Annotated in this window: 24 protein-coding genes; 6 read left to right on the top strand and 18 right to left on the bottom strand. The window is 55.2% G+C overall.

From position 1 onward, the window contains the following. From tgt to HJG40_RS11215, 17 genes are all read right to left on the bottom strand, one after another. Positions 1-1,026, bottom strand: a 1,026-nt coding sequence (gene tgt, locus HJG40_RS11295; RefSeq protein WP_215864288.1) for a tRNA guanosine(34) transglycosylase Tgt, incomplete at its 3' end; no start/stop codon positions are given. Next, positions 1,026-2,069: a tRNA preQ1(34) S-adenosylmethionine ribosyltransferase-isomerase QueA gene (queA, locus tag HJG40_RS11290; RefSeq protein WP_215864287.1), complete on the bottom strand. Its 1,044-nt coding sequence runs from the start codon at positions 2,067-2,069 to the stop codon at positions 1,026-1,028. The genes tgt and queA, both read right to left, overlap by 1 nt. Positions 2,070-2,081: 12 nt before the next feature. After that, a complete protein-coding gene (locus HJG40_RS11285) occupies positions 2,082-3,407 on the bottom strand; it encodes a hemolysin family protein (RefSeq protein WP_215864286.1) in 1,326 nt (441 codons plus the stop codon). Between the two features lie 41 nt (positions 3,408-3,448). Next, positions 3,449-4,042 carry a CBS domain-containing protein gene (locus tag HJG40_RS11280; RefSeq protein WP_215864285.1) on the bottom strand — a complete coding sequence of 198 codons (594 nt, stop codon included), beginning with the start codon at positions 4,040-4,042 and terminating at the stop codon, positions 3,449-3,451. A 63-nt stretch (positions 4,043-4,105) separates the two neighbouring features. Further along, positions 4,106-5,323, bottom strand: coding sequence for an O-succinylhomoserine sulfhydrylase (locus HJG40_RS11275; protein WP_215864284.1), 1,218 nt, complete (start codon positions 5,321-5,323; stop codon positions 4,106-4,108). After that, on the bottom strand, positions 5,320-6,765 hold the full coding sequence (gene purF, locus HJG40_RS11270) for an amidophosphoribosyltransferase (RefSeq protein ID WP_215864283.1): 1,446 nt from the start codon (positions 6,763-6,765) through the stop codon (positions 5,320-5,322). Before purF ends, HJG40_RS11275 begins: the two co-directional genes overlap by 4 nt. Further along, entirely contained in the window at positions 6,755-7,273 is a 519-nt protein-coding gene (locus tag HJG40_RS11265) for a CvpA family protein (RefSeq protein ID WP_215864282.1), read from the bottom strand. The genes purF and HJG40_RS11265 overlap by 11 nt, the downstream gene beginning before the upstream one ends. Beyond that, positions 7,249-8,541 carry a bifunctional folylpolyglutamate synthase/dihydrofolate synthase gene (locus HJG40_RS11260; protein WP_215864281.1) on the bottom strand — a complete coding sequence of 431 codons (1,293 nt, stop codon included), beginning with the start codon at positions 8,539-8,541 and terminating at the stop codon, positions 7,249-7,251. Before HJG40_RS11260 ends, HJG40_RS11265 begins: the two co-directional genes overlap by 25 nt. Positions 8,542-8,550: 9 nt before the next feature. Next, positions 8,551-9,435 (bottom strand): acetyl-CoA carboxylase, carboxyltransferase subunit beta, encoded by an 885-nt coding sequence (accD, locus tag HJG40_RS11255; RefSeq protein ID WP_215864280.1) that lies wholly within the window; start codon positions 9,433-9,435, stop codon positions 8,551-8,553. Next, entirely contained in the window at positions 9,432-10,247 is an 816-nt protein-coding gene (gene trpA, locus HJG40_RS11250; RefSeq protein WP_215864279.1) for a tryptophan synthase subunit alpha, read from the bottom strand. The genes accD and trpA overlap by 4 nt, the downstream gene beginning before the upstream one ends. Beyond that, on the bottom strand, positions 10,244-11,443 hold the full coding sequence (gene trpB, locus HJG40_RS11245) for a tryptophan synthase subunit beta (protein WP_215864278.1): 1,200 nt from the start codon (positions 11,441-11,443) through the stop codon (positions 10,244-10,246). The genes trpA and trpB overlap by 4 nt, the downstream gene beginning before the upstream one ends. A 9-nt stretch (positions 11,444-11,452) precedes the next feature. After that, a complete protein-coding gene (locus HJG40_RS11240; protein WP_215864277.1) occupies positions 11,453-12,064 on the bottom strand; it encodes a phosphoribosylanthranilate isomerase in 612 nt (203 codons plus the stop codon). A gap of 71 nt (positions 12,065-12,135) precedes the next feature. Continuing rightward, complete coding sequence (gene truA / locus HJG40_RS11235; RefSeq protein ID WP_215864276.1) at positions 12,136-12,963, bottom strand: tRNA pseudouridine(38-40) synthase TruA; 828 nt, start codon at positions 12,961-12,963, stop codon at positions 12,136-12,138. A 1-nt stretch (position 12,964) separates the two neighbouring features. Continuing rightward, the gene (locus HJG40_RS11230) at positions 12,965-15,367 is read right to left on the bottom strand and encodes a FimV/HubP family polar landmark protein (protein ID WP_215864275.1); all 2,403 of its coding nucleotides are present in this window, start codon (positions 15,365-15,367) and stop codon (positions 12,965-12,967) included. A 65-nt stretch (positions 15,368-15,432) separates the two neighbouring features. Beyond that, positions 15,433-16,455, bottom strand: a complete 1,023-nt coding sequence (locus HJG40_RS11225; RefSeq protein ID WP_215864274.1) for an aspartate-semialdehyde dehydrogenase — start codon at positions 16,453-16,455, stop codon at positions 15,433-15,435. Positions 16,456-16,468: 13 nt separating this feature from the next. Then, positions 16,469-17,539: a 3-isopropylmalate dehydrogenase gene (gene leuB, locus HJG40_RS11220; RefSeq protein WP_215864273.1), complete on the bottom strand. Its 1,071-nt coding sequence runs from the start codon at positions 17,537-17,539 to the stop codon at positions 16,469-16,471. Continuing rightward, entirely contained in the window at positions 17,536-18,093 is a 558-nt protein-coding gene (locus HJG40_RS11215) for a hypothetical protein (RefSeq protein ID WP_215864272.1), read from the bottom strand. The genes leuB and HJG40_RS11215 overlap by 4 nt, the downstream gene beginning before the upstream one ends. A gap of 79 nt (positions 18,094-18,172) precedes the next feature. Between HJG40_RS11215 and mobA the strand changes: the two genes are divergently transcribed. Genes mobA through moeA form a run of 3 tightly spaced genes read left to right on the top strand, consistent with a single transcriptional unit; the run spans position 18,173 to position 20,493 of the window. Next, on the top strand, positions 18,173-18,763 hold the full coding sequence (gene mobA / locus HJG40_RS11210) for a molybdenum cofactor guanylyltransferase MobA (protein WP_215864271.1): 591 nt from the start codon (positions 18,173-18,175) through the stop codon (positions 18,761-18,763). After that, a complete protein-coding gene (mobB, locus tag HJG40_RS11205) occupies positions 18,760-19,254 on the top strand; it encodes a molybdopterin-guanine dinucleotide biosynthesis protein B (RefSeq protein ID WP_215864270.1) in 495 nt (164 codons plus the stop codon). Before mobA ends, mobB begins: the two co-directional genes overlap by 4 nt. Next, positions 19,255-20,493, top strand: a complete 1,239-nt coding sequence (moeA, locus tag HJG40_RS11200; protein ID WP_215864269.1) for a molybdopterin molybdotransferase MoeA — start codon at positions 19,255-19,257, stop codon at positions 20,491-20,493. Positions 20,494-20,513: 20 nt separating this feature from the next. Here moeA and HJG40_RS11195 read toward each other — a convergent pair whose 3' ends face one another. Further along, positions 20,514-21,155: a phospholipase D family nuclease gene (locus tag HJG40_RS11195; protein WP_215864268.1), complete on the bottom strand. Its 642-nt coding sequence runs from the start codon at positions 21,153-21,155 to the stop codon at positions 20,514-20,516. A gap of 138 nt (positions 21,156-21,293) precedes the next feature. Here HJG40_RS11195 and HJG40_RS11190 point away from each other — a divergent pair, with 138 nt between their 5' ends. The 3 genes from HJG40_RS11190 to HJG40_RS11180 all read left to right on the top strand — a co-directional run. After that, a complete protein-coding gene (locus HJG40_RS11190; protein WP_215864267.1) occupies positions 21,294-22,034 on the top strand; it encodes a HugZ family pyridoxamine 5'-phosphate oxidase in 741 nt (246 codons plus the stop codon). Continuing rightward, entirely contained in the window at positions 22,031-22,684 is a 654-nt protein-coding gene (locus HJG40_RS11185; RefSeq protein WP_215864266.1) for a thiopurine S-methyltransferase, read from the top strand. Before HJG40_RS11190 ends, HJG40_RS11185 begins: the two co-directional genes overlap by 4 nt. Then, positions 22,656-23,357, top strand: a 702-nt coding sequence (locus HJG40_RS11180; RefSeq protein WP_226857403.1) for a LysR substrate-binding domain-containing protein, incomplete at its 3' end; no start/stop codon positions are given. The genes HJG40_RS11185 and HJG40_RS11180, both read left to right, overlap by 29 nt.

Raw genomic sequence — 23,357 nt, 5'->3', positions numbered from 1 at the left:
CCCCGCCATGAGCTCCTGATAGTAATGGAGGTTATGTTGGGTATTCAGGCGCGCCCCCAATATTTCATGGCTACGCTGCAGGTGCCGCAAATAAGCCCGGCTGTAATTGCGGCAGGTATAGCAACTGCATTCCGGATCGGGAGGGAGGGGATCTTTTTCGTAACTGGCGTTGCGGAGCTTGAGAATGCCGTCGCGCGTAAATAACCAGCCATTGCGGGCATTTCGGGTCGGCATGACACAATCAAACATATCCACGCCCCGGTACACGCCCTCTACTAAATCTTCCGGCGTGCCTACGCCCATCAGGTAGCGGGGTCGATCGCCGGGCATTTGCGGCATGAGATTTTCCAGCACCGCCATCATCTCGGCCTTGCTTTCACCCACCGAAAGCCCACCCACGGCCAAGCCCGGAAAATCGAGTTTCTGCAAACCTTCCAGAGAACGCTGCCGTAAATCACCATACATTCCCCCCTGGACAATGCCAAATAACTGACCCGGCCCCTGGTAAGCCCGGCGGGAACGTGCTGCCCAGCGCAGGGAGAGCTCCATGCTGACCCGTGCTGCTTCGTAGGTCGCCGGATGCGGCGTACATTCGTCAAAAACCATGGCAATATCCGAACCTAGCACGGCCTGAATCTGCATGGACTCTTCCGGTCCCAGAAAAACCTTGTGACCGTCCGTAGGCGCACGAAATTCCACCCCCGCTTCGCGGAGTTTGCGTAGCGCGCCAAGACTGAAAACCTGAAAGCCGCCAGAATCGGTCAGGATGGGGCGGTCCCAGTGCATCATTTTATGGAGGCCGCCGAGGGCGGTGATGACTTCCAGACCCGGACGCAGAAAAAGATGAAAGGTGTTGCCGAGAATAATGTCCGCACCAATGGCTTTCAGTTCTTCCGGAGCCATAGCCTTGACGGTGCCATAGGTTCCTACCGGCATGAAGGCCGGCGTTTGAATATCTCCCCGGGGCAAGTGGACAATACCGCGCCGGGCTGCACCATCCTTACCCAGACATTCGAAAATACCCATCAGGGCAAGTACCGCGAAAGCGCTGCAGGGGTAATGAACATGGCATCTCCGTAACTGAAAAAACGATAGCGGGCGGCAACCGCATGCTGATAGGCGGCGAGCATACATTCAGTTCCGGCAAAAGCACAAACCAGCATCAGCAGTGTGGACTCGGGCAAGTGGAAATTGGTCAGCAGCGCATCAATCACCTGAAATTTTTTGCCAGGATACAAAAACAGGCGGGTTTCACCCACGTAAGGACGCAAGGTGCCGTCCTGTCCGGCGGTTTCCAGTGCCCGACAGGCGGTTGTTCCTACCGCAATTACGCGTCCTCCCCGGGCTTTGGTGGCGGTGATGGCTGCCACGGTTTCCGGGGAAACAATCAGGGTTTCGGCATGCATCTGATGTTCGTGCACCTGCTCGCTGCGCACCGGCAAAAAGGTTCCTGCGCCGACGTGCAGGGTCACAAAACGGCGCTCCACGCCCCGGGCATCCAATGCTTCCAGTAAGCCCTGATCAAAATGCAGACCGGCCGTCGGTGCGGCAACTGCCCCCGGTTTATCAGCATAAACCGTCTGGTAACGTTCTTGATCACGGGCCTCGGGAGCACGGTGAATGTAGGGGGGCAACGGCATGCTTCCCTCAGATTCCAGCACCGCCAACCAGGACGCCTGGTGAAGACGCAGACGGACATCCATTCCGTCTTTTTCCAGCACCTCCGCCCGCTCACCCTGCGCCAGTTGTAACACCATGCCGGGTCGCAAGGCTTTGGAAGATTTGGCCAGAAACCAGCCTTCTTCCTCCCCCAGCAGGCGATCCAGCAACAACTCGACGGCACCACCCGTCTGCTTGTGGGCATGCAGTCGGGCCGGTAGCACCCGGGTGTCGTTGAGAATCAGCAAGTCACCCGGATTGAGGTATTCTGGCAACGCACGAATCCAGCTATCCTGCCATTGGCCAGAATCACCATCCAGCACCAGCATCCGCGAGGCGCTGCGCTCTGCCAGTGGCTCCTGGGCAATCAGTTCCGGGGGCAAATCGTAGGTAAAATCACTTTTCAGCATGTTGTCTCTTTTTCAGGAAAACCAGTCCGACGCATCATTCTCAGGATGCGGGATGACTTGCACCTGAGTAATACGCGGGCCTTTTTTGCGCAATACCAGCACATCAAAATCGGGAAACGCTACTCTTTCGCCCTCTTCTGGAACCCTGTCCAGTTGGCGCATGACCAGCCCACCGATGGTATCTGCTGCATCTTCGTCAATATCCCGATCCAGACAACGCTCCAGGGAATAGAGGGATAAACTTCCTGATCCTACCCAACTACCATCCAGGCGCCGCTGCCACTCCTTGCGTTGGTGGCGGAATTCGTCGGGAATGACGCCGAGGAGGCTTTCCAGAACATGATCCAGCGTCACAAAACCGGTGATTGTGCCGAGGTCATCCACCACTAGCGCAAAATGCGGGTGGCCGGAACGAAAATGGCTCAGCAGGTCCATGGCAGGCATGGCTTTATTGACTGAGGGTAAGGGTCGTAACAGGTTTTTGAGATCGCCCAGATCATCATGGCGCGCCATCTGCGCAAAAGCGTCTTTCACATGCAGCAAACCAATCACATGCTGACGGTCGCCCTCGCAGACCGGGTAGCGGGTAAAACGATGGCGCAACATCATTGCCTGGGTTTCTTCGGGACTTTCCTCACGCATCAGGCAGATCATGTCTGCCGCAGGACGCATCAAATCGCCGGCCGTCAGTTCATTGAAATCCAGCGTGCGGTCGAGAATATCACCGGTGCGCTGACCCAGGGTGCCCTGAGCCTGGCTGAGGGCAAGAATCATCGCCAGTTCATCCCGGGAATGCGGCGCATCACCGGCATGCTGATCCAGACGCAGGGCAAACAGGCGCAGCACAAGGCGTGTTGCGCCATTGAGAATAAAAATGACCGGATACATCAGCCAATAGAAGGCGTAGAGCGGTGCGCCCGTCCACAGCGAAACGGCTTCGACTTTACGAATGGCCAAAGATTTAGGCACCAACTCGCCAATGACAATAACCACAAATGAAACCACGGCAAAGCCGACTGCCAATGCGATCGAATGCAGCAGAGCCGGGTCACAAATCCCGAAAAACCGGAATACTGGCACCAGTAAATGCGCCATTGCGGGCTCACCAATCCAGCCAATACCCAGAGAGGCAAACGTAATACCCAATTGCGTGGCAGAAAGATAAGCATCCAGACGCGCATGCATGCGTACCAGAATGCGCCCACGCAGCCCATGTTCCTGAGCCAGAGTACGCGCATGGGTACTGCGCAGACGGACCAGGGCAAATTCGGCCGCTACAAAAAATCCATTGAGAAAAATCAGGAGGGCTGCAAGTAGCAGCCCATTTGCCTCAGTCACCGGGGCAGACCCCCATCTGCTGCGTTTTACTCGGAATGTATTTAGTCATCACTGGCGATGAGTTGCTCCAAACCGGCAAAGCTTTGCACGACATCATTACTTTGCAGGGTTACACCCAACTGCCGTGCAATCTGGCTGACGGAAAAAACACCACGTATTTCAATGCCATGTGTGGTTTCCTCACGCACCAGAGCATGCTGACGACCGGCCTTGCGCAAAGTGAGGACAATATCGCCGACGCTGGAGCGTTCTACCTCGGGAAAATCCAGCACATCAATTTGTCCAAGGGGCACCATGATATTCTGGACCTTGATGTCTTCTCGGGCGACATGATCTTCTGCAGCCAGCCGAACCGGCTTTTCACCCATGATGTCTCGGGCCGTAATCAAGCCGACCAGGGTACCCAAATCGTCCAGAACAAATAACAGGCGGACGCCGACATGAATCATGCGCTGCATGGCCTGATCAATAGTGGTATCCGGCTTGGTGGATGCGGCCGGTACGCGGCGCAGATCCGTCATACTTTTCAGAGCCGAGTCTTCCGGCTTGAGACTCAAGGGCAAGCCATTGTCAAACATACAAATGCGGGTATCCGGCTGGAGGCCATGACGTTGTAAGGCACGGAATCTTGTCATCTCTTTTTCTCCGTTAGTGCAATGATAGGGAAACAACTCTCTGTAAACTCAGCATAGCGCAAATCAGACAGCGATATTTGCGGCCGCAAAACCCCTTTGCAAATCATCGCGCAGATCATCTACATGCTCCAATCCCACACTGATGCGCAGCAAACCATCGCCAATACCTGCAGCAGCCCGGGCTTCAGGACTGACCCGACTATGCGTCGTACTGGCCGGGTGGGTGATAGTGGTTTTGGCATCCCCCAGATTGGCGGTCAGGGAAAGCAGGCGCAGGCCATTAACGAAAGCCCAGGCTGCCGCCTGCCCCCCTTTCAGATCAAAGGAGAGGATGGCACCCGGACGCTTTTGTTGCTGCGCGGCCAGAGCATATTGCGGATGCGTCTTCAGACCTGGAAAATACACTTGTTCTACTTCCGGACGGCTCACCAGCCACTCGGCAATTTGCTGGGCGTTCTGACAATGCTTTTCCATGCGCAACGCCAGAGTTTCCAGACCTTTAAGCTGCACCCAGGCATTGAAAGGACTCAGGCTGGGGCCAGCCGTGCGCACAAAATTGCGGGGTCCATTATTTAACAGCGCGTTACTGCCGCACACCGCACCACCCAAAGTCCGGCCCTGCCCGTCCAGATATTTAGTGGCAGAATGTAACACCAGATCGGCCCCGAACTGGAGGGGTTGCTGAAGTATCGGGGTACAGAAACAATTATCCACCACCAGCCAGGCGTCGTGTTGATGCGCCAGATCAGCCAAAGCGGCCATATCGCCAATTTCCGTCAGGGGATTGGAAGGGGTTTCCAGAAACAGCAGGCGTGTTTCCGGACGAATGGCGGCTTTCCAGGCCTCTAAATCCGCCAGGGGCACAAAAGTGGTTTCCACCCCGAAACGTCCGAGAATCGTGCTGAGAAACTGCACCGTCGTACCGAAAATGGAACGCGACGCGACAATATGATCGCCAGCCTTCAATAACCCCATGAAGGCCGTCATGCAGGCGGCCATTCCCGATGCGGTCGCGACACAACCCTCAGCACCCTCCAGGGCTGCCAGGCGCTCTTCAAAGGTGCGCACCGTCGGATTGGTAAAGCGCGCGTAAATATTTCCCGGGACTCGTCCGGCGAAACGTTCGGCGGCTTCTTCAGCGGAGTCGAATACAAAGCTGGAAGTCGGGAAAATAGCTTCGCTGTGTTCCTGTTCCTGAGTACGGTGAATGCCCGAACGAATAGCGAGAGTTTCCAGACGTAATTGGGTGGTCCAATCTGCATCCTGGTTTTCTGAACTCATTTCACCTCCTTGAGCAAGTGCAACTGACGGGAGCCATGACCTTCAGGCGTAGGCAACGGATAGTCGTCGCTGAAACAGGCATCACAAAATCCCTGGGTGCGCGCACCCACCGCTTCGTACAGGGCATCTAGACTGATATAGCCCAAACTGTCCGCCCCGATGATTTTACGCACTTCCTCAATACTATGCTGGGCGGCAATTAATTGGGAGCGGTCCGGAGTATCAATGCCGTAATAACAGGGCCCCGTTGTCGGTGGTGAACTGACCAGAAAATGCACTTCACGGGCCCCGGCAGCGCGCACCAGATTGACAATTTTGGCGCTGGTGGTGCCGCGCACAATCGAGTCATCAACCAGAATGACGCGTTTGCCACGGAGAATATTGGGTTGGGCATTGAGTTTGACCTTGACGCCAAAATCGCGGCCACGCTGGGCAGGCTGGATAAATGTGCGACCGACATAATGATTGCGGATCAAACCCAGTTCAAAGGGAAGCCCGGAAGCTTCGGCATAACCCATGGCCGCAGCAACGCCTGAGTCCGGTACGGGTACCACCACATCGGCTTCCCGTGGATGCAAATGGGCAAGGGCCCTGCCAATCTGCTTACGCGCCGAATACACATGCGTGCCATCCAGAACACTATCAGGTCGCGCAAAATAAATGTATTCAAACACACACATTCTGCGTTCGGAGGGGGCAAAAGGCTTGCGGCTTTCGATGCCCTCCTTGGAGATAATGATGAGTTCGCCGGGCTCAATATCCCGGACAAATTCAGCACCCATCAAATCGAGGGCACAGGTTTCGGAAGCCAGCACAAAACCCCCGGAATCAATCAGACGACCAAGAACCAGGGGACGGAAACCCATGGGGTCGCGCACGCCGATCAGCCGGGTTTCGGTCAGGCAAACCAGGGAATAAGCACCCGACACTTGTTTTAGTGCAGCAGCAAGACGGGTTCCGGGGTCTTCTCCAGGCACTCGCGCCAGCAGGTGTACAATAACTTCCGTGTCCATATCGGTATGAAAAATAGCGCCTTCCTGTTCCAGACGAAGACGTAATTCATCGGCATTGACCAGATTACCATTATGGCCGACAGCAAAAGCGCCGTGCCGGTAATTGATAAAAATCGGCTGCGTATTCCTGAGCACAGAACCGCCCGCCGTGGAATAACGCACATGACCAATAGCCTGCTCGCCGGGCAGTTTACTGATCTGTTCCAGACCAAACACATCCGCCACCCGTCCCATACCCCGCTGGACAAATAACTTGCCCTGATCTTCCGAAACAATACCGGCAGATTCCTGACCACGATGTTGCAGGGCGTATAGCCCCAAATAAGTGAGATTAGCAGCTTCTGGATGCCCGAAAACGCCAATCACTCCACATTCATCATGGAAATGATCATCTTCTACAAATTGTTCTTCCCAACGTTCAGTGTGCAATTTTCTGCGACTCCAAATAGGATACGGCTGGCGCCGTCAACGATTGTGACCAGTGTTTTATGGGCTCCTGCGCCAGCCAGGAGTTTTTCCACCAGGACTCATGGGACAAATCCGAAGATTGTACCAATGTGACCAGAATAGCGATCAGCACCAAGCCCCGCAGGAATCCGAAAAAAGTGCCCAGAAACCGGTCGGTGGCTCCAAAGCCAATGCCGTATAATAACTTACGCACCACAAAAGCGCACAGGGTTCCGATCACCAGACAGCCAAAAAACAGGATAAAAGAGGCTAACGGTACCCGCCATCCGACAGGAATATCATGGGATAACTGCGGCGCCAGCCAGCTCCCACCCCAGGTCCAGGCCACATAAAATCCACCAACCCAGGCCGCCAATGAGAAAAATTCGCGAACCATGCCCCGAAACAACCCCCAAAGGGCGGATAATACGACCAGTCCGACAACGACAATATCCAGCCAGTAATTCACACGCTGGTACCGTCCAGCCATTGCCGGGGCAACTGCTTGACCAGATGAAATGATCCGAAGCAGACAATGCTGTCATTGCTGGTCAAAACGGCACCCAGTGCATCAAGAGCGGTTTGCATATTTTCCTCAATTTCCACATGAGCAGCGCCTATTTCCCACAAACATTTCTGCAGACTGGCAGCACTGGCAGCACGTGGCGTATCGGTTATTTCCAGAACATGCCAGACTTCTACACACCTGAGCAAGTTTTTCAGCGTTCCTGCAACATCTTTGTCGGCGAGCATGGCCACTACCGCATGGCAGCGCCCGCCCTGCCCCGCCAACAGCGTTGCCAATTGCGCCACTGCCTGGGGATTGTGGGCGACATCGACAATCAGACGCGGACCGCTTTCGCCCCAGGGCCGCAACATCTGTGCCCTGCCCGGTAAATCCGGCCGGATGGACCAATGGCTTAATGCCGCCTCGGAAACGGGTAATTTTGTTTGCAAAAACCAGACGGTGGCCAGGGCAAGAGCCAGATTCTGCCATTGCGCAGCTGCGGGCCAAAGCGGTTTTGGCATCGCCAGGGTCTGACCAAATCCCCACCAACGGCGAGATTGCGCATCAAAATCGAAATCACGACCGAGTAATTGTAACGGCACCTGATTTTGTGCTGCTGTTTCCAGCACGGATGCGCAAGGATTTGCAGCATCCCCGTAGAGAGCCGGGACATTGGGCCGAAAAATTCCGGATTTTTCCCGCCCGATGGACAGTCGATCCGGGCCCAGCCAGTCTTGATGATCCAGGTCTACCGTAGTCAGCACACTGCAGTCCGGATCAAAAGCATTGACAGCATCCAGTCGCCCGCCCAGTCCGACCTCCAATATGGCCAGATCCACCTGCGCCGCACAGAGAATTTTCACTGCAGCCAGGGTCGTGATTTCAAAAAAGGTCAGGGCAAGGGTTCCGGCAACGGCTGCAATGTCTTTCAGCGCAGCGTCCCAGTCAGATGTCGGTGCAGGTATCCCGTTTAGACGCAGGCGTTCGTTAAACGACCAGATATGCGGGCTGGTATAGGCGGCAACCCGATAACCTGCCTGTCGGTAAAAAGTTTCCAGACAAGCCACCGTAGAACCCTTGCCGTTGGTGCCCGCCACCGTAATGACCGGCATCGGCAAGCGTTCGGAAAGGCCCAACAAAAGCATGGCCGCCCGCATGCGCTCCAGACCAAGGACAATCCGTTCTGGCGGACCGGCCATGCGCATCACCTGATCAGTGAGGGCATCGGTCAACACCCTGCTCTGCGGCACAATCAGCTCCTATGGATTGCTGCTGGACTGGGTCAGCATTCCCAGTATTTCACCGATCACCGTGCGCAACTGGCGACGATCTACAATCTGATCAATAGCCCCGTGTTCCAGCAAATACTCCGAACGCTGAAAACCCACCGGCAGCTTTTCGCGGATAGTCTGTTCGATGACGCGTGGACCCGCAAAACCAATAAGCGCCTTGGGCTCGGCAATCAGCACGTCGCCCAGCGTCGCGAGGCTCGCAGAAACCCCGCCCATGGTGGGGTCTGTGAGTACCGAAATAAAGGGAAGTCCGGCTTTGGCCAGGCGTTCAACGGCTGCCGAGGTTTTGGCCATCTGCATCAATGACAGCAGGCCTTCCTGCATACGGGCACCACCACTGGCTGAAAAACAGACCAATGGACAGCGATCGACCAGGGCGGTTTCTGCGGCCCGGGCAAAACGGGCACCGACCACCGAACCCATACTGCCCCCCATGAATTCAAAAGCGAAAGCGGCAACTACCACCGGACGCCCCTGAAGCAGGCCGCGCATGACCACCAAAGCATCTTTTTCACCGGTCTTGTTCTGGGCTTCCTGCAAACGCTCTTTGTAGCGCTTCTGATCTTTAAAACGCAGAGGATCGACAGGGACATATTCCTTGGCAATTTCCAGACGCGGTTCTGCATCCAGAAAAAAATCCAGACGCTGCCGGGCGGTAATGCGCTGATGATGACCACAATTGGGACAGACAAACAGATTTTCTTCCAGCTCGGTACGATACAAAACCGTTTGACAGGTGGGACACTTGGACCACAATCCCTCTGGTACCGTGCGCTTGCTTTCCGTCGCTTGCGGCTCTGGATTGGGGTTTTTCTTGATTTTTGGCGGTAATACCCGGTCAAACCAGCTCATTGAACACTCCGGGGTTTTTGCACGGCTTCCGCCAACGCTTGAATAAAGATTTTGGCAGTCTGGACAGCTGCCTGATCATCGCCGCAATCGGCCAGTTGTTCTACCAGGGCACTGCCGACCACCACCGCATCCGCGCCTTGGGCAACCCGGGCCACAGTCCCGGCATCACGAATACCAAAACCGATGGCTACGGGTAAAGCTAACTCCTGGCGCAATTCACCAACACGTTTGAGGACCTCGGGCCAGTCAGACTGCGCTGCTCCGGTAATACCCCGCAAGGAGACATAGTAAACAAAACCGCTGCCCAGTTGGCGGACCGTCTGCACCCGCGCCGCGCCACTGGTGGGAGCCAGCAGAAAAATGGGGTCCACACCACAGGCCTTGAGCAAAGCTGCTTCTTCGCGGCCCTCTTCGGGGGTCAGATCAACAATGATAACTCCATCCACACCAGCCTCTGCCGCCAACTCCGCAAAGGTCGCCATGCCCATGGCTTCCAGCGGATTCAGATAGCCCATGAGGATGACCGGCGTCTGTTGATTACTGCGCCGGAATTCGCGGACCCATTCCAGTACCATCCGCAACTTGACGCCACGCCCGAGGGCGCGCTCACTGGCCCGCTGAATACTGGGCCCATCGGCCATGGGATCGGAAAAGGGCATGCCCAACTCAATCGCATCCGCTCCGGATTCTACCAGGGCATGCATAAGGGGCACGGTTGCCGTCAGGGAAGGATCACCGGCGGTAATAAAAGGAATAAGGGCCGCCCGGTTTTTCTGCTGCAACACCGCAAACATGGCCGTTAAGCGACTCATAAATGAATACCCTCCAGAGCCGCGACCGTGTGAATATCCTTATCACCCCGGCCCGATAAATTGACAATAATAGTTTGATCTGAACGCATGCCGGGCGCGATGGCAAAGGCATGGGCCAGGGCATGCGCGGTCTCCAGAGCCGGTATGATGCCTTCCGTGCGGCATAGTTCGTGAAAGGCCTGCAAAGCTTCCTGATCTGTAGCTGCCACATATTCAGCACGACCAATATCTTTCAGGTAGGCGTGCTCTGGTCCCACGCCCGGATAATCCAGACCGGCCGAGATGGAATGGGTTGGCAGAATCTGGCCGTCTTCATCTTCCATGAGATAAGTGCGATTACCATGCAACACCCCGGGACGCCCCGTAGTCAGTGGTGCGGCATGCTGGCCGGTACTTAAACCCAGTCCACCCGCCTCCACACCGATCAGACGCACCGACTGGTCATTGATGAACGGGTAAAACAACCCGATAGCATTACTGCCACCGCCCACACAGGCCACGCAAACGTCTGGCAAGCGACCGGTCAGCTCCAGACATTGAGCCCGTGCTTCATCACCAATAACACGATGAAAATCGCGAACCATGGCCGGGTAAGGATGGGGACCTGCTACGGTACCAATCACATAAAACGTGTTATCCACATGACTGACCCAGTCGCGCAGAGCTTCATTGAGCGCATCCTTCAGTGTGCGGGTGCCACTGGTTACAGCCGCCACCTGGGCGCCCAGCAAACGCATCCGAAAGACATTGCTGGATTGCCGCTGAATATCTTCTTCACCCATATACACTAGACATTCCATGCCATAACGGGTGGCTACCGTCGCAGTGGCCACACCATGTTGTCCTGCTCCCGTTTCCGCAATGATCCGCTTTTTGCCCATGCGCCGGGCCAATAATGCCTGTCCCACGGCATTATTGATTTTATGCGCTCCCGTATGATTCAGGTCTTCGCGTTTTAAATAAATCTGGGCACCACCCAATCTGCGGGAGATGCGCTCGGCGTGGTACAGAGGGTTGGGACGCCCGACAAATTGCCGCAATTCACTGTGTAATTCGGCGCGAAATTCGGGATCAGCCTGAGCTTCCTGATAAGCCTGGTTTAATTCTTCCAGTGCCGGAATCAGCGTCTCCGCCACAAAACGTCCGCCATAGGGTCCATAATGCCCCATTGCATCCGGCAGCTCGTAATTGTCCATATCGTCTCCTCAAAACCCTTGCAGTTGGGCCATAAACTGTCCCATTTTGTCATGATCTTTGATACCCGGCGACTGCTCTACCCCACTGCTGACATCCACCGCATAGGGGCAAGCCACACGGATGGCTTCCTGCACATTGTCGGCACGCAAACCACCAGCCAGAATCAGTGGCTTGCCCAAGTCCGGCAGCTTCCACCAGGCAAAGCTCTGCCCGGAACCACCCCAGTGCCCAGCTACCGCACAATCTAGCAGCAAACCTTGGGCATCGAAATAATCATCCACCGGACGGCGTAAATCTTCTTCTCCCGAGACACGCAAGACTTTCAGATAGGGACGGCCAAAACGCCGACAGAAATCAGGCGGTTCATCACCGTGAAACTGGAGAGTATCCAATGGACAACCATCCAGAACCCTTTCTATGGTAGCCGGATCCGCATTAACGAAAAGTCCGACCGAACTCACAAAAGGGGGTAATGCCTGAAGTATCTCCCGAGCTCGGGAAACCGATACTGCACGCGGGCTTTTTTCATAAAACACCAGGCCAACGGCATCTGCGCCCACTCGTGCCGCCGCCACAGCATCATCCACATGCGTTATGCCGCAAATTTTCGCCCGTATCATCAGCGCATTCTAACACTGCCATCGGGATAAACCCACATCCACAGCTATCACTGATGCTGGATGGCAGACCTTTATGTACCTGTCAGAAAACCGGGATCTACCGCATCGACAGGCAATGCGAATTCATCGGGATAGCGCGGTGCAACAAAATAAAGGCCTCCAGGCGGGGCGGTCACTCCGGCCTGACAACGATCCCGGCTGGCAAGGACTTCTGCGGCCCATTGTGGAGACTGATCGCCACGACCAATGGCTATCAAAACGCCGGCAAGATTACGCACCATGTGGTGCAAAAATCCATTAGCTTCGGCATCAATGCTAATCAGGTCGCCACGCTGACTGACCGTCAGGCGGTTTAAACTGCGTACGGGGTTATTGGCCTGACAGGATGAAGCCCGAAAAGCAGAAAAATCATGGGTACCCAGTAACAAATCCGCCGCCACCTGCATGGGCTCAATAGCTAGCGGACTGTATACCCAGGCCGTGTGATGACGCCACAACGCCGATTTTTCCCGGCGATTGAGAATCACATAGCGATAGCGTCTGGCCGTTGCGGAAAATCGGGCATGAAAATGCGCGGATACCGGCTGCGCCCAGCGCACTGCCACACCATCCGGCAAATAAGTATTGGTGGCCCGCAGCCAGGATTCTGCAGAACGCTGCACGGGTGCATCAAAATGGACCACCTGGCACAGCGCGTGCACGCCGGTGTCCGTCCGCCCTGCCACAGTGACCGAAATCGCTGTCCCGGCCAGACGGCTGAGAGCTTCCTCCAAAGACTGCTGTACGCTGGCCTGACCCAACTGACGCTGCCAGCCACAAAAACCATTGCCGTCATATTCAACGCCCAAGGCCCAGCGTATGCCGGGCCTTGGGCGATCTACCAGAACGACAGGAGACAAATTACAATTCTTCGAGCATTTTCTGGGCTTCTTCACGCTGCGTGCTAGTCCCTTCCTTGCTCACTTCCTCCAGAAGATCGCGCGCCGATTCACTGTCTCCCATTTCAATATAGGCTTTGGCCAGATCCAGCTTGGTTCCTACCGCATCCCAGTCTTCGGCTGCAGGACTCGTCTCTTCAACCATGGACGGCTTGGGCATTTCACGAACGGCTTCAGGCTCGGGATCAGGTTCGGCATCAGGCTCAGGTTTGGGATCAGGTTCCTTGGCATGAACAACCGGAGCTTGTTCTTCCTCAAAGGGCGACAGCCCGAAAGAGAATGGCAGCGTATCTTCAGCACTTGAGGCTTCGACCTTGGGGGCTTCGGCCTTGGGCGCTTCGGGAGCCGGGATGGGCTCATGACTTGCGGATTCCACCTCGCCAGTCGCTGGTTCAGCAGGAAGATGATCTGCATCCATCAGCCGGAATTGTTCATCAATATCCTGCAACAAGCGATCTTTTTCATCCGCAGGAAAGGCTTCATCCGTAGTGGCTTCTTCCGTAGCAGCGGCAGACGCAATCGGCTCATGGGAAAAGTCAAAATCCAGCATATCGTCTGCATCTTGCGCAGTGGCGGGGGCCGCTTGCACTTTGTCAGCGGGGGGTTCGCCTCCATCCTCCGAAGCAAACAGAGCGTTCCCCGGGAACAGGCGGGACCCCTGAGCAGCTACCTCCTGCCAGGCGGCGTTATGGGGGCCAAAGCGGCCCCGCATCCGTTCCGCCAAATCCAGATAATCTGTGTGACGATCCAGCGTGGCATACATATCCAGAAGTTTGACGTAAAGCTCTTTGCGTCTGGGATTATCATCCAGCGCTTCATTCATCACCGTAATGGCCTGCTCGGATTTACCATAAGTCAGGTAAAGATCCGCCTGCTCAATGGGATCAATTTCCATCAGGTCGCCATGATATTCGACGGGTGTTTGCCCAGGGACCTGTTCAGTAACCGGCACCGCCGCCTCTATCGGCACTTCTTTGGGAACAGGGGACGTTGCGACCGGCATTGGCGTAGAAATTACTGCGGGGTTTATTACTGGCTCGCGGTCCACTTGATATGCGGCAGCGGCAGCGGCAGCCGGTGCCGCTGCAACAAACGGCGGCTCGGCAACAGGTTTCGATTTGGTACTGTTCAGCGTGGATAGACGTTGAGAAACTTCACGCTGACGCCTTTCTGACTCTTTTTGACGGCGCAACATCCATAGAAAAAGGATGAGAAGCAGCAGGTTCCCTCCCAGGGAAATCAGTAGAGGGATGTTGTTGAGCAGACTGCTATTGGCGCTATTGCGCGAGAGCGTAGCCAACTGGGCGCCCTGGTTGACCAGTAAACGCTCTTCCGCGCTCAGACGCTGCCCTAGGCCCGTTACCTCACCTTTCAGCTTCTGATTTTCCGTCTGCAGGGCAAGGGTGTCCGCTGCCAGAGGCGAACGGGTAGCAGATGCCGTATCAGCACTGGCAGCTACTGCATTGGCTGGCGCGCTGGACAGTACCAGATGCGTAGCACTTTCGGTGGGACTGGTGGAAGCTTTTTGTGGCTGGGCTTTTGCTGTGGAAGCCGCAGCTTCGGATTTTTGAGCAGCCGGAAGAGGCGCCGCACTTCCCGTTTGACTTTGCGTTGACAACCAGGCTGTAGCCTGAGCAGGTGCCATTGCCTGTACCTGATTTACATTGGGCAAATTCAGCATGCTTCCCGCATACAAATACGTGGGGTTGGCATTTTTGAAAGCCTGTGGATTGGCCTTGACCAATGCCGACATGACTTGGTCCAGCGTAACTGCATTACTGTTGGTGATAGACTGCGCTATATCATACAGAGAGCTGTTCACCGGTACCGGGCCATAACGGTTCACCCGCGACCAACCATGGTACAGCCTAGCCGCTGCGGGAGTCCGCGCCACAGGTTCAGTGGCTGGCACACTAACAGGCGAAATTACTGACGGGGCAACAGGTGCCGGGCTGGATACCAGGGGCATCGCTGCAGCGCTATTCGCAACACTGGCCGAGTATTCTCTTACCAACTGCCCCCCTGACCAGTTGAGCTGGACCAAAAACTGTAAATTTGGCTGACTCACAGGGAGAGGACTGGAAATCAGAATGGCAGGTTGACTCCCACGCCGCACCGTAAATTGCCAATGCTCAAGCGTCGGAGCCTGTGGCAGATTGATCATGGCAAACGCGCTGTCCGGGGCCAGGCTGGCATTAAGACTGGATGCAGTCTGAGGGGTTACTGATTGGATGGGTATTTCCGCACGAAAGGGTTCTCCGGGAGTAGACAAGACCTGCAAGGATCCCAGCCCCAGTGCCTGGGCCAGTCCCGGCATGAGTAAGCCCATTCCGGCCATGGCCCACAACCAATTCTTTCTCTCCATTGTTATTTCCTCATTTTCTGTAACGCAAGCGTATTGCAATGGGCCACTTTCAACCCGCAATGTCCCTATAAATAGTCGCGAATCAACAACTCTGCAATCTGCACACTATTTAATGCCGCGCCCTTGCGAATATTATCGGAGACCACCCAGAAATTAATGCCCTTATCATGGGAGCAATCCCCGCGAATACGCCCTACATAAGTGGTATCCTGGCCTGCTGCATCCAGAGCTGATGGCCATAAATTCTTCTCCTGATTATCCACCACCGTCACGCCCGGTGCTTTTTCCAGCAAGGCCCGCACGGCCTCCGGGGTAATCGGGTCACGGGTCACCACATTGACCGCCTCGGAATGACCGTAAAATACGGGCACCCGCACGCAAGTTGCCGTCAGCGCGATATCAGGAAGCTCCAGAATTTTTCGGGTTTCCCAAAGCATTTTCATTTCTTCCTTGGTGTAACCATTATCCTGAAACACATCAATCTGAGGCAGACAGTTGAAGGAAATCCGCTTGGGGAAAACATCGCAGACAGCCTCTTCATGGCGGAACAGGGCCATGGTTTGCTGTCCCAGTTCTTCAATAGCGCGCTTACCCGCCCCGCTGACGGCCTGATAGGTGGCCACGACCACGCGCTCAATGCCCACGGCATCGGCAATGGGTTTCAAAGCCAGCAACATCTGGATAGTGGAACAATTGGGATTGGCAATAATCCCCCGATTCACATAATCGGCAATACGCCGGGGATTAACTTCCGGGACGACCAGAGGAATATCATCGTCATAACGGTACTGGGAGGTATTATCAATGACCACGCAGCCCGCTTCCGCCGCCAATGGCGCAAATTGGGCACTGACTTTGGCACCCGCAGAAAATAAACCGATATCTACCTGGGACCAGTCAAATTTGGCCGCATCCTGCACCAGAACCTGCTTACCCCGAAACGGCAGCCGCCCCCCTGCAGAGCGGCTACTGGCCAACAGGTAAAGCTGATCGACGGGAAACTTGCGCTGCTCCAGGATTTGCAGCATGACTTCACCGACGGCACCCGTCGCCCCCAGCACCGCCACGTTATAATGAGATTTTTTCATACTTGATTCGCCCTCAGAGTTGCAACGCCTTGACAACCGCATGGCCCATGGCCCGGGTTCCGATGACGGCTTCACCGGCTGCAGCAATATCGGCCGTACGCAGCCCCTCATCTAGCACTTTATGAACTGCCGTTTCCACTCGTTGTGCCCACAGTTCGTTACCCAGAGAATGCCGCAACATCATGGCCACCGACAAAATCGTGGCCAGCGGATTGGCTTTATCCTGCCCGGCAATGTCTGGAGCAGAACCATGAATAGGTTCATACATGCCCCGCCCTTCACCCAATGAAGCCGAGGGCAACATGCCGATAGAGCCGGTCAACTGGCTCGCTTCATCCGACAAAATATCACCAAACATATTCCCTGTTAGCAGCACATCAAACTGGGAAGGCGCACGAACAAGCTGCATCGCTGCATTATCCACATACATATGGCTTAAATGAACATCGGGATACTCCGCTGCCAATTCAGTCACCACTTCGCGCCAGAGACGGGTGGTTTCGAGCACATTGGCCTTGTCCACTGAACATAATTGTTTACGCCGGCCCTGTGCTGCCTTGAAAGCAACGTGGGCGATGCGCCGGATTTCGTCTTCATCATAGACCATGGTGTTGTAAGCACGACGCTTGCCATCCACAACCTCCGCAGCCCTGGGCTCACCAAAGTAAATATCGCCCGTCAGCTCGCGCACTACCAGAATATCCACATCCCTCACCAGTTCCGGACGCAGTGGGGATGCACTCAGTAACTGCGGGAAAATTTGTGCTGGCCGCAAATTAGCAAACAAATCCAGATGCTTGCGTAAGCGCAGCAAACCCTGCTCGGGACGCTTGGCAGGTGGCAGACCATCCCAGCGCGGGCCACCGACAGCACCCAGAATGACCGCATCGGCCGCCATGGCCAACTGCAGGGAGGCTTCCGGCAAGGGGTCATCGGCCGCATCCAGGGCGGCGCCGCCGACCAATCCATCGGTACATTGCAAATTCAGGTCTGCAGCCTGGTCCACGGCATCCAGCACCAGTCGTGCTGCGTCCACAATTTCGGGTCCAATCCCGTCACCCGGGAAAATTGCTATTTTTTTCATGCCAGATCCTTTTTCATGACAATACGAATAATAAAGGGGTTTTCTGTTCCCAGATTCGGATTCTCGGGAAGATGAGTAAACGGGTAAGTACCAGCACCCAAATCATAGGAATTAGCCTCGGTAATGGCGCATACCCGGGCATCGGCCCTGGCAGGATCACGGAGGGTAAATTGCAGCCCGGCGACGTCCTCGCGCTTGCGGGCCGCATCAATATACATGCGGCGGGTAATTTCGCTGTGCAACACCTTGAGAAATTGCACGACGGTTTCCAGCTCTATGCCGAAACGGGACTGCAGCGCAGCACTTTCTTCCAGCCGCCGGGCACTGACCCTGGGCAAATCGCGCAAAAAATCACCGTTACGCGCCGTGTTGAGCAGCAATTGCCGCAATTCGGCATTTTCCGGGAGTTGGGCGAAGCCATTAAAATGTAGAACAAACAACGCCTCGGGCAGCGGCAATTCTGCAACGCGCTCCTGATTGGGAATACCAGCATCCACCACTACACCTCGGGGGGGAGCAGTCGGTCCTGACTTGCCCCGCAACCAATCCCACATACCTGCTCCGGGTTTTACTTGTCTGAGAATTGTGGAAGGATAGCATAGGCTTTTATGACAGGGCAGCAGCCAAATTAAGATGCACGTCGAGCAATCTGTTTCCCCACCGGCTTTTTTTCCGCTTCCGATCACCGGATTGATTCTTGCCGGCGGCGCCGGGCGGCGTATGGGTGGCGTCGATAAGGGCTGGGTTCTTTGGCACAAGGTCCCGCTGATTAATCATGCCATTCAGATCCTGCAGGCAGACAGCGCAGAAATTCTGATCAGTGCCAACCGTCAGCTCGAAGATTACCGGGCCTTAGGCTACCCCGTTATTTCTGATCCCTGCACTACTTTTGAAGGTCCGCTTATGGGTCTGAGTGCCGGGCTGGCGGCTGCCGGGCAGGATTGGGTAGCCAGCATTCCCGTGGACAGTCCGCTGCTTCCCCACGATTTGTTGCGACAGATGTGGCAGGCGAAAACGGACAAGGATCTTGTTGTGGTGCGCAGCGACCAGCGCTGGCATGCGGTACTCGTCTTATGTCATCGTCGCCTTTTACCCCGGCTGCAAGCCTATCTGGATCAAGGCGGACGGCGGGTTCAGGACTGGTTTCGTGATCTGGATTACGCCACCCTGTATCTGGATGAAGCCGTTCTGCGCAATTGTAACGCACCCGGGGATCTGTCATGAAAGCATTGGGTGTAATAGGATATAGCGGAAGCGGAAAAACCACCTTACTCTGCGCCTTGATCCCCTTGCTTCGCGCAGCAGGTTTTCGCATCGCCGTGGTCAAATCCACGCATCATGACGTGGACTGGGATACCCCCGGAAAAGACAGTTATCGCCTGCGTGAGGTTGGTGCCGAAACGGTCATGTTACAAGGCCCAAAACGCTGGTTCACTACCTGTCTGGCGCCGGAACAGGTCACGCTGGAAAGCATTTTAGACAGCCTGCCTGCGCCCGCAGATTTGCTGTTGATTGAAGGGAACAAAGGTTTGCCCATTTCAAAAATCGAGGTACACCGGCCGGCGCTGCAAAAACCTTTGCTGGCTGCAGAAGATCACCGGATTATTGCCGTAGCCAGTGATGCGATCTTGCCTGCACACTGTGCAGTACTGGACCTCAACGCGCCTGAAAGCATTGCACAATTTATACACCACTGGATACACGAGGAACCCTGAATGGCTCACTGCTGTAGCGATAACGAACATGATCCCCTGGCAAAAAGTGTTGAAGAAGCGCGGGCTGCCATTCTTGCCAGCAGCCCTGCCCTGACAGATACCGAAGTTCTGCACCTCAGCGCTGCACTGGGACGGGTTCTTGCTGAAGACATTTGCGCCCCGCAACCGGTGCCCGCCTGGCCAAACTCGGCGATGGACGGTTACGCCCTGCGCAGCAGTGACGGCGAAGCACCCAGAAAGCTCATTGGGCATTGCTTTGCCGGGCATCCCTTCACGGGCGTGGTCGGGCCGGGTGAATGTGTGCGCATCATGACCGGCGCCGTCTTACCAGAAGGGGCAGACAGCGTCCTGATTCAGGAACTGGCGGAAATTCAGGATAAAACCATCCTTCCCCAGCAGCACCCGGCACCCGGCGCCAATATTCGCCAGGCTGGCGAAGATTTGCAGCCCGGCGTCGCGGCCCTCCATGCCGGCACGCTGCTCCGACCCGCCCAACTGGCCCTGATCGCCAGTCTGGGCATGGCCGAGGTCAAGGTGTTTAGACGTCTGCGTGTGGCCTTTTTTTCAACGGGTGATGAACTGCGTGCGCTGGGTAGTACGCTGGAGGCAGGGCAAATATACGACAGTAACCGCTACGCCCTGCAGGGGATGCTCCAACGTCTCGGCTGTGAAGTTTTGGATCTTGGACGGATTTTGGATGACCCGGAGCATCTGCAAAACACCCTGCAGCAAGCCGCAGACATGGCTGATTTAGTCATCAGCACCGGCGGCGTGTCGGTAGGTGATGCGGATTACATTGCCGAACTGCTGGGACGCATCGGCAGCATCAATTTCTGGAAAATGAACATGAAGCCTGGCCGCCCGCTGGCCTTTGGCCAACTGGGAGAGGCTACGTTTTTTGGTCTGCCTGGTAATCCGGTTTCCACCATGGTGACTTTCTACCAGTTCGTGCAGCCCTGCATCCTCAAACGGATGGGAAAAAGCACCCCCTGGACTCCCGCCGTTCTCAAAATACCGCTGGCACATCCGCTCAAGAAAAAACCGGGAAGAACCGACTTTCAACGCGGCGTGCTGATTTCTGGAGAAAACGGCCTGCAGGTGGCGGGGGTCGGCCAACAGGCTTCGCACATCATGAGTGGACTCGCGCATGCGGACTGCCTGATCATTCTCGCCGCCGAAGCCGATGCTGCACCAGCAGGTAGCCTGGTCGATGTGCAATTGCTGGAAGGCCTAGTCTGAAGTTGTCGAGGCACCCGCAGTCAGTCAAGACCATGACGAGGCTGGTAACGGGTGGAATGACTGAGATGAAAGCGGAAGTTTTCGGCGTAAAGCTTTTGCAGCGCAGGATTTCCCCGAAAAATCAGTAGATTTTCGGCATTCGCCTGCTCCGCCGCCTTGCTGAAGTTGAAACTGCCGGTGATGAGGGTATCGGCATCAATGACCATCACCTTGTTGTGGGCAATGGCATGCTGATCGTCAATAAATACGGGCACGCCCTGGTTGGCAAAAAAGTCTGCCACGGAATATTTCTGGGTACGCTGGCTTTTGTCCAGCACCACCTGAACATCCAGCCCCCGACGTGCCGCTTGCAAAACCGCCTTGGCAATAGGGGCGCTGGTAAAACTGTAGGCTTGCACCCAAACCCGCTGGCGTGCGCCGTTCACGGCCTGGACAATAGCGGCTGTTGCCCCTCCTGGCGGAGAAAAAGCCACTTCGATGCTCCCCTGCGCCGGAACAGTGACTGGCGAATGGGGCATGGTTGCCGTCGCCATGGACCACTGTTCTTTGCCCCAATGCTGGACTTGTTGCCACAGCGAAGCATCCGCTAACGCCGCTAATGGGTTCAGAAAAAAAGGCAAAGACAACAAAAGGTATAGCAGGGACTTTTTCATCAAGGCCATGGGATTTACGCTCATCAGGTTTTTTGTTGAAGATAAAGTGAATGGCGGCATTCGCCAAGCGGTAAATAATCGACAGATAAATAATCCCTCTTTAAACTGCAGAGGTTGGGCGAAATGCCCCCGAGCCTGGAAAATCGCATGACACCTATTGACCAAGGAATTGCCATTGGCGCAGAAGCCAGGCGATTCGTACGCAGCTACCATAATGGATCGCTCTGCACACTCTCCAAAAAACTGGAAGGCTATCCTTTTGCCTCGGTCAGTCCTTTTGTGCTCGACGCCGCAGGTAATCCAATCATTCTCATCTCCAATCTGGCCGAACACACCAAAAATATTGATGCTGATTCTCGGGTGAGCCTGCTGGTTTATCCCTGTGCAGACGATGCGCAAGCTGTGGGCCGGGTGACTTTAACTGGGCGCGCGGCCCGCTTGCCCGACAAAAAGGGTTTTGGCGACCGCTATCTGCGCTATTTACCCCAGGCACATGATTACTTCGCTGCCCATGATTTTTATTTTTATCGGATTCAGGTCGAAAACATTCGTTATATTGGCGGCTTCGGCAAAATTCACTGGGTGCGACCTGAACATTATGCACCTCCACCCACAACGGCTCTGGTGGAAGCTGAAGCAGGTATTCTTGCCCATATGAATGCTGATCATCGCGACAATATGCGCGATTATTGTCGTTATCTGTGCTCTTGCGAAGCTGTTGATGTAGAAATGGTGGGCATTGACTACGATGGTTTTGATTTACGTGCTGATGGCAAGCTGCTGCGCCTTGATTTTTCCGAACCCGTCAGCAACGCCACTGAGGCGCGCACCGCATTGGTAGCAATGGCACGGCAGTGCCGTGAATCTCCTGAACAGGAAACTATATGAATCAGGCGTATTGGCGACAACGCTGGCAAGAACATCGCATCGGCTTCCACCGTCCGGATGTTCACCCACGCCTGCCCGTCTTTTGGGATCGTCTGCAAGTCGCTCAAGAGAGTACAGTTTTCGTTCCGCTGTGTGGCAAGAGTCTGGACCTGCTGTGGCTGGTCGAGCAAGGCTATCGGGTACGTGGCGTCGAACTCAGCCCTATTGCTGTTCAGGAGTTTTTTCAGGAACACAATCTGCATCCGCAAGTGGACAGCGTAGGTGCTTTTCAACGGTGGCAGGCGGGTCCTATCGAAATCTTTTGCGGGGACTTTTTCGATCTCACCGGTACAGAGTTGCAGGGCATCGCCGCCGTGTACGATCGGGCTGCACTCATCGCCCTCCCCCCGGAATTGCGCCGCGCCTACGCCGTAAAACTCCAGGATATGCTTCCCCATCGACCCCCTATCTTGCTGATCACCCTCGATTATCCTCAGGAAACCCGGCAAGGCCCGCCTTTTGCCGTAGCAGAGACTGAAGTCTGCGCACTCTACCAGCCCTATTGGGCTGTAGAGCACCTATCCTCAATCGACTTGCGCGAGGCGGGATCTACGGATTTCCATCGCTTTGAGGAGCTGGTATTTGTGCTCCGTCGTGATGACGGTTCGTAATTTTATGGATAACCAGCAAACCCAGGAAGGCAAATCCCGATATTTCCATTCGCTTTTGCGCCATGTGACCTTTCGGCAATTGCAGATTTTTTCGACCGTTATTCGTATGAAAAGCTTTACCAAGGCCGCAGATGAACTATTTTTGGCGCAGCCGACCATCTCCTTGCAAATGAAAAAGCTCGGAGAAACGGTAGGGCTCCCGTTATTTGAATCCAGCGGAAAAGAAATTCGGCCGACAGGCGCTGGTCAAGATCTGTATGCGGCCTGTCGGGAGTTATTTCGTACTTTTGAAAACCTGGAAACGCAGCTTGCCGATCGTAAGGGGATTCGACGGGGAAAATTGCGCCTGGGTGTGGTGACTACTGCCAAATATATCGCCCCAGAGCTGCTTGCAGCTTTCGATCAGCAATTTCCGGGCATTGAGTTTGGTATGAAGGTCAGCAATCGCGATGAAATCATTCAACGCATTCAGAATGGGGAAGATGATCTTTATGTCATGGGACAGGTGCCCGACAATGAAGTCGATGTAGAAGCTATTCCCTTTGCATTGAATCCACTGACGGTCATGGTGCCGCGCGGGCATCCTCTTACCCGCCAAAAGAAACCTGTGCCACTGCACGCCGTTGCCGACGCGCCCTTTCTTATTCGGGAACCGGGGTCTGGAACCCGCCAT

The sequence above is a fragment of the Acidithiobacillus concretivorus genome, from assembly GCF_018853445.1.
Lineage (GTDB): Bacteria > Pseudomonadota > Gammaproteobacteria > Acidithiobacillales > Acidithiobacillaceae > Acidithiobacillus > Acidithiobacillus concretivorus.
The sequence above is the reverse complement of the archived record's forward strand: the minus strand, read 5'-3'. Positions and strand labels throughout refer to the sequence as shown.

Bases quoted from the DNA above. Each gene is read 5' to 3' on its own strand.
- queA (WP_215864287.1), bottom strand. From the start codon at position 2,069: ATGCTGAAAAGTGATTTTACCTACGATTTGCCCCCGGAACTGATTGCC.
- HJG40_RS11280 (WP_215864285.1), bottom strand. From the start codon at position 4,042: ATGACAAGATTCCGTGCCTTACAACGTCATGGCCTCCAGCCGGATACC.
- HJG40_RS11275 (WP_215864284.1), bottom strand. From the start codon at position 5,323: ATGAGTTCAGAAAACCAGGATGCAGATTGGACCACCCAATTACGTCTG.
- HJG40_RS11265 (WP_215864282.1), bottom strand. From the start codon at position 7,273: ATGGCTGGACGGTACCAGCGTGTGAATTACTGGCTGGATATTGTCGTT.
- accD (WP_215864280.1), bottom strand. From the start codon at position 9,435: ATGAGCTGGTTTGACCGGGTATTACCGCCAAAAATCAAGAAAAACCCC.
- trpA (WP_215864279.1), bottom strand. From the start codon at position 10,247: ATGAGTCGCTTAACGGCCATGTTTGCGGTGTTGCAGCAGAAAAACCGG.
- trpB (WP_215864278.1), bottom strand. From the start codon at position 11,443: ATGGACAATTACGAGCTGCCGGATGCAATGGGGCATTATGGACCCTAT.
- HJG40_RS11240 (WP_215864277.1), bottom strand. From the start codon at position 12,064: ATGATACGGGCGAAAATTTGCGGCATAACGCATGTGGATGATGCTGTG.
- HJG40_RS11230 (WP_215864275.1), bottom strand. From the start codon at position 15,367: ATGGAGAGAAAGAATTGGTTGTGGGCCATGGCCGGAATGGGCTTACTC.
- HJG40_RS11225 (WP_215864274.1), bottom strand. From the start codon at position 16,455: ATGAAAAAATCTCATTATAACGTGGCGGTGCTGGGGGCGACGGGTGCC.
- leuB (WP_215864273.1), bottom strand. From the start codon at position 17,539: ATGAAAAAAATAGCAATTTTCCCGGGTGACGGGATTGGACCCGAAATT.
- HJG40_RS11215 (WP_215864272.1), bottom strand. From the start codon at position 18,093: ATGTGGGATTGGTTGCGGGGCAAGTCAGGACCGACTGCTCCCCCCCGA.
- mobA (WP_215864271.1), top strand. From the start codon at position 18,173: ATGCACGTCGAGCAATCTGTTTCCCCACCGGCTTTTTTTCCGCTTCCG.
- mobB (WP_215864270.1), top strand. From the start codon at position 18,760: ATGAAAGCATTGGGTGTAATAGGATATAGCGGAAGCGGAAAAACCACC.
- moeA (WP_215864269.1), top strand. From the start codon at position 19,255: ATGGCTCACTGCTGTAGCGATAACGAACATGATCCCCTGGCAAAAAGT.
- HJG40_RS11195 (WP_215864268.1), bottom strand. From the start codon at position 21,155: ATGGCCTTGATGAAAAAGTCCCTGCTATACCTTTTGTTGTCTTTGCCT.
- HJG40_RS11190 (WP_215864267.1), top strand. From the start codon at position 21,294: ATGACACCTATTGACCAAGGAATTGCCATTGGCGCAGAAGCCAGGCGA.
- HJG40_RS11185 (WP_215864266.1), top strand. From the start codon at position 22,031: ATGAATCAGGCGTATTGGCGACAACGCTGGCAAGAACATCGCATCGGC.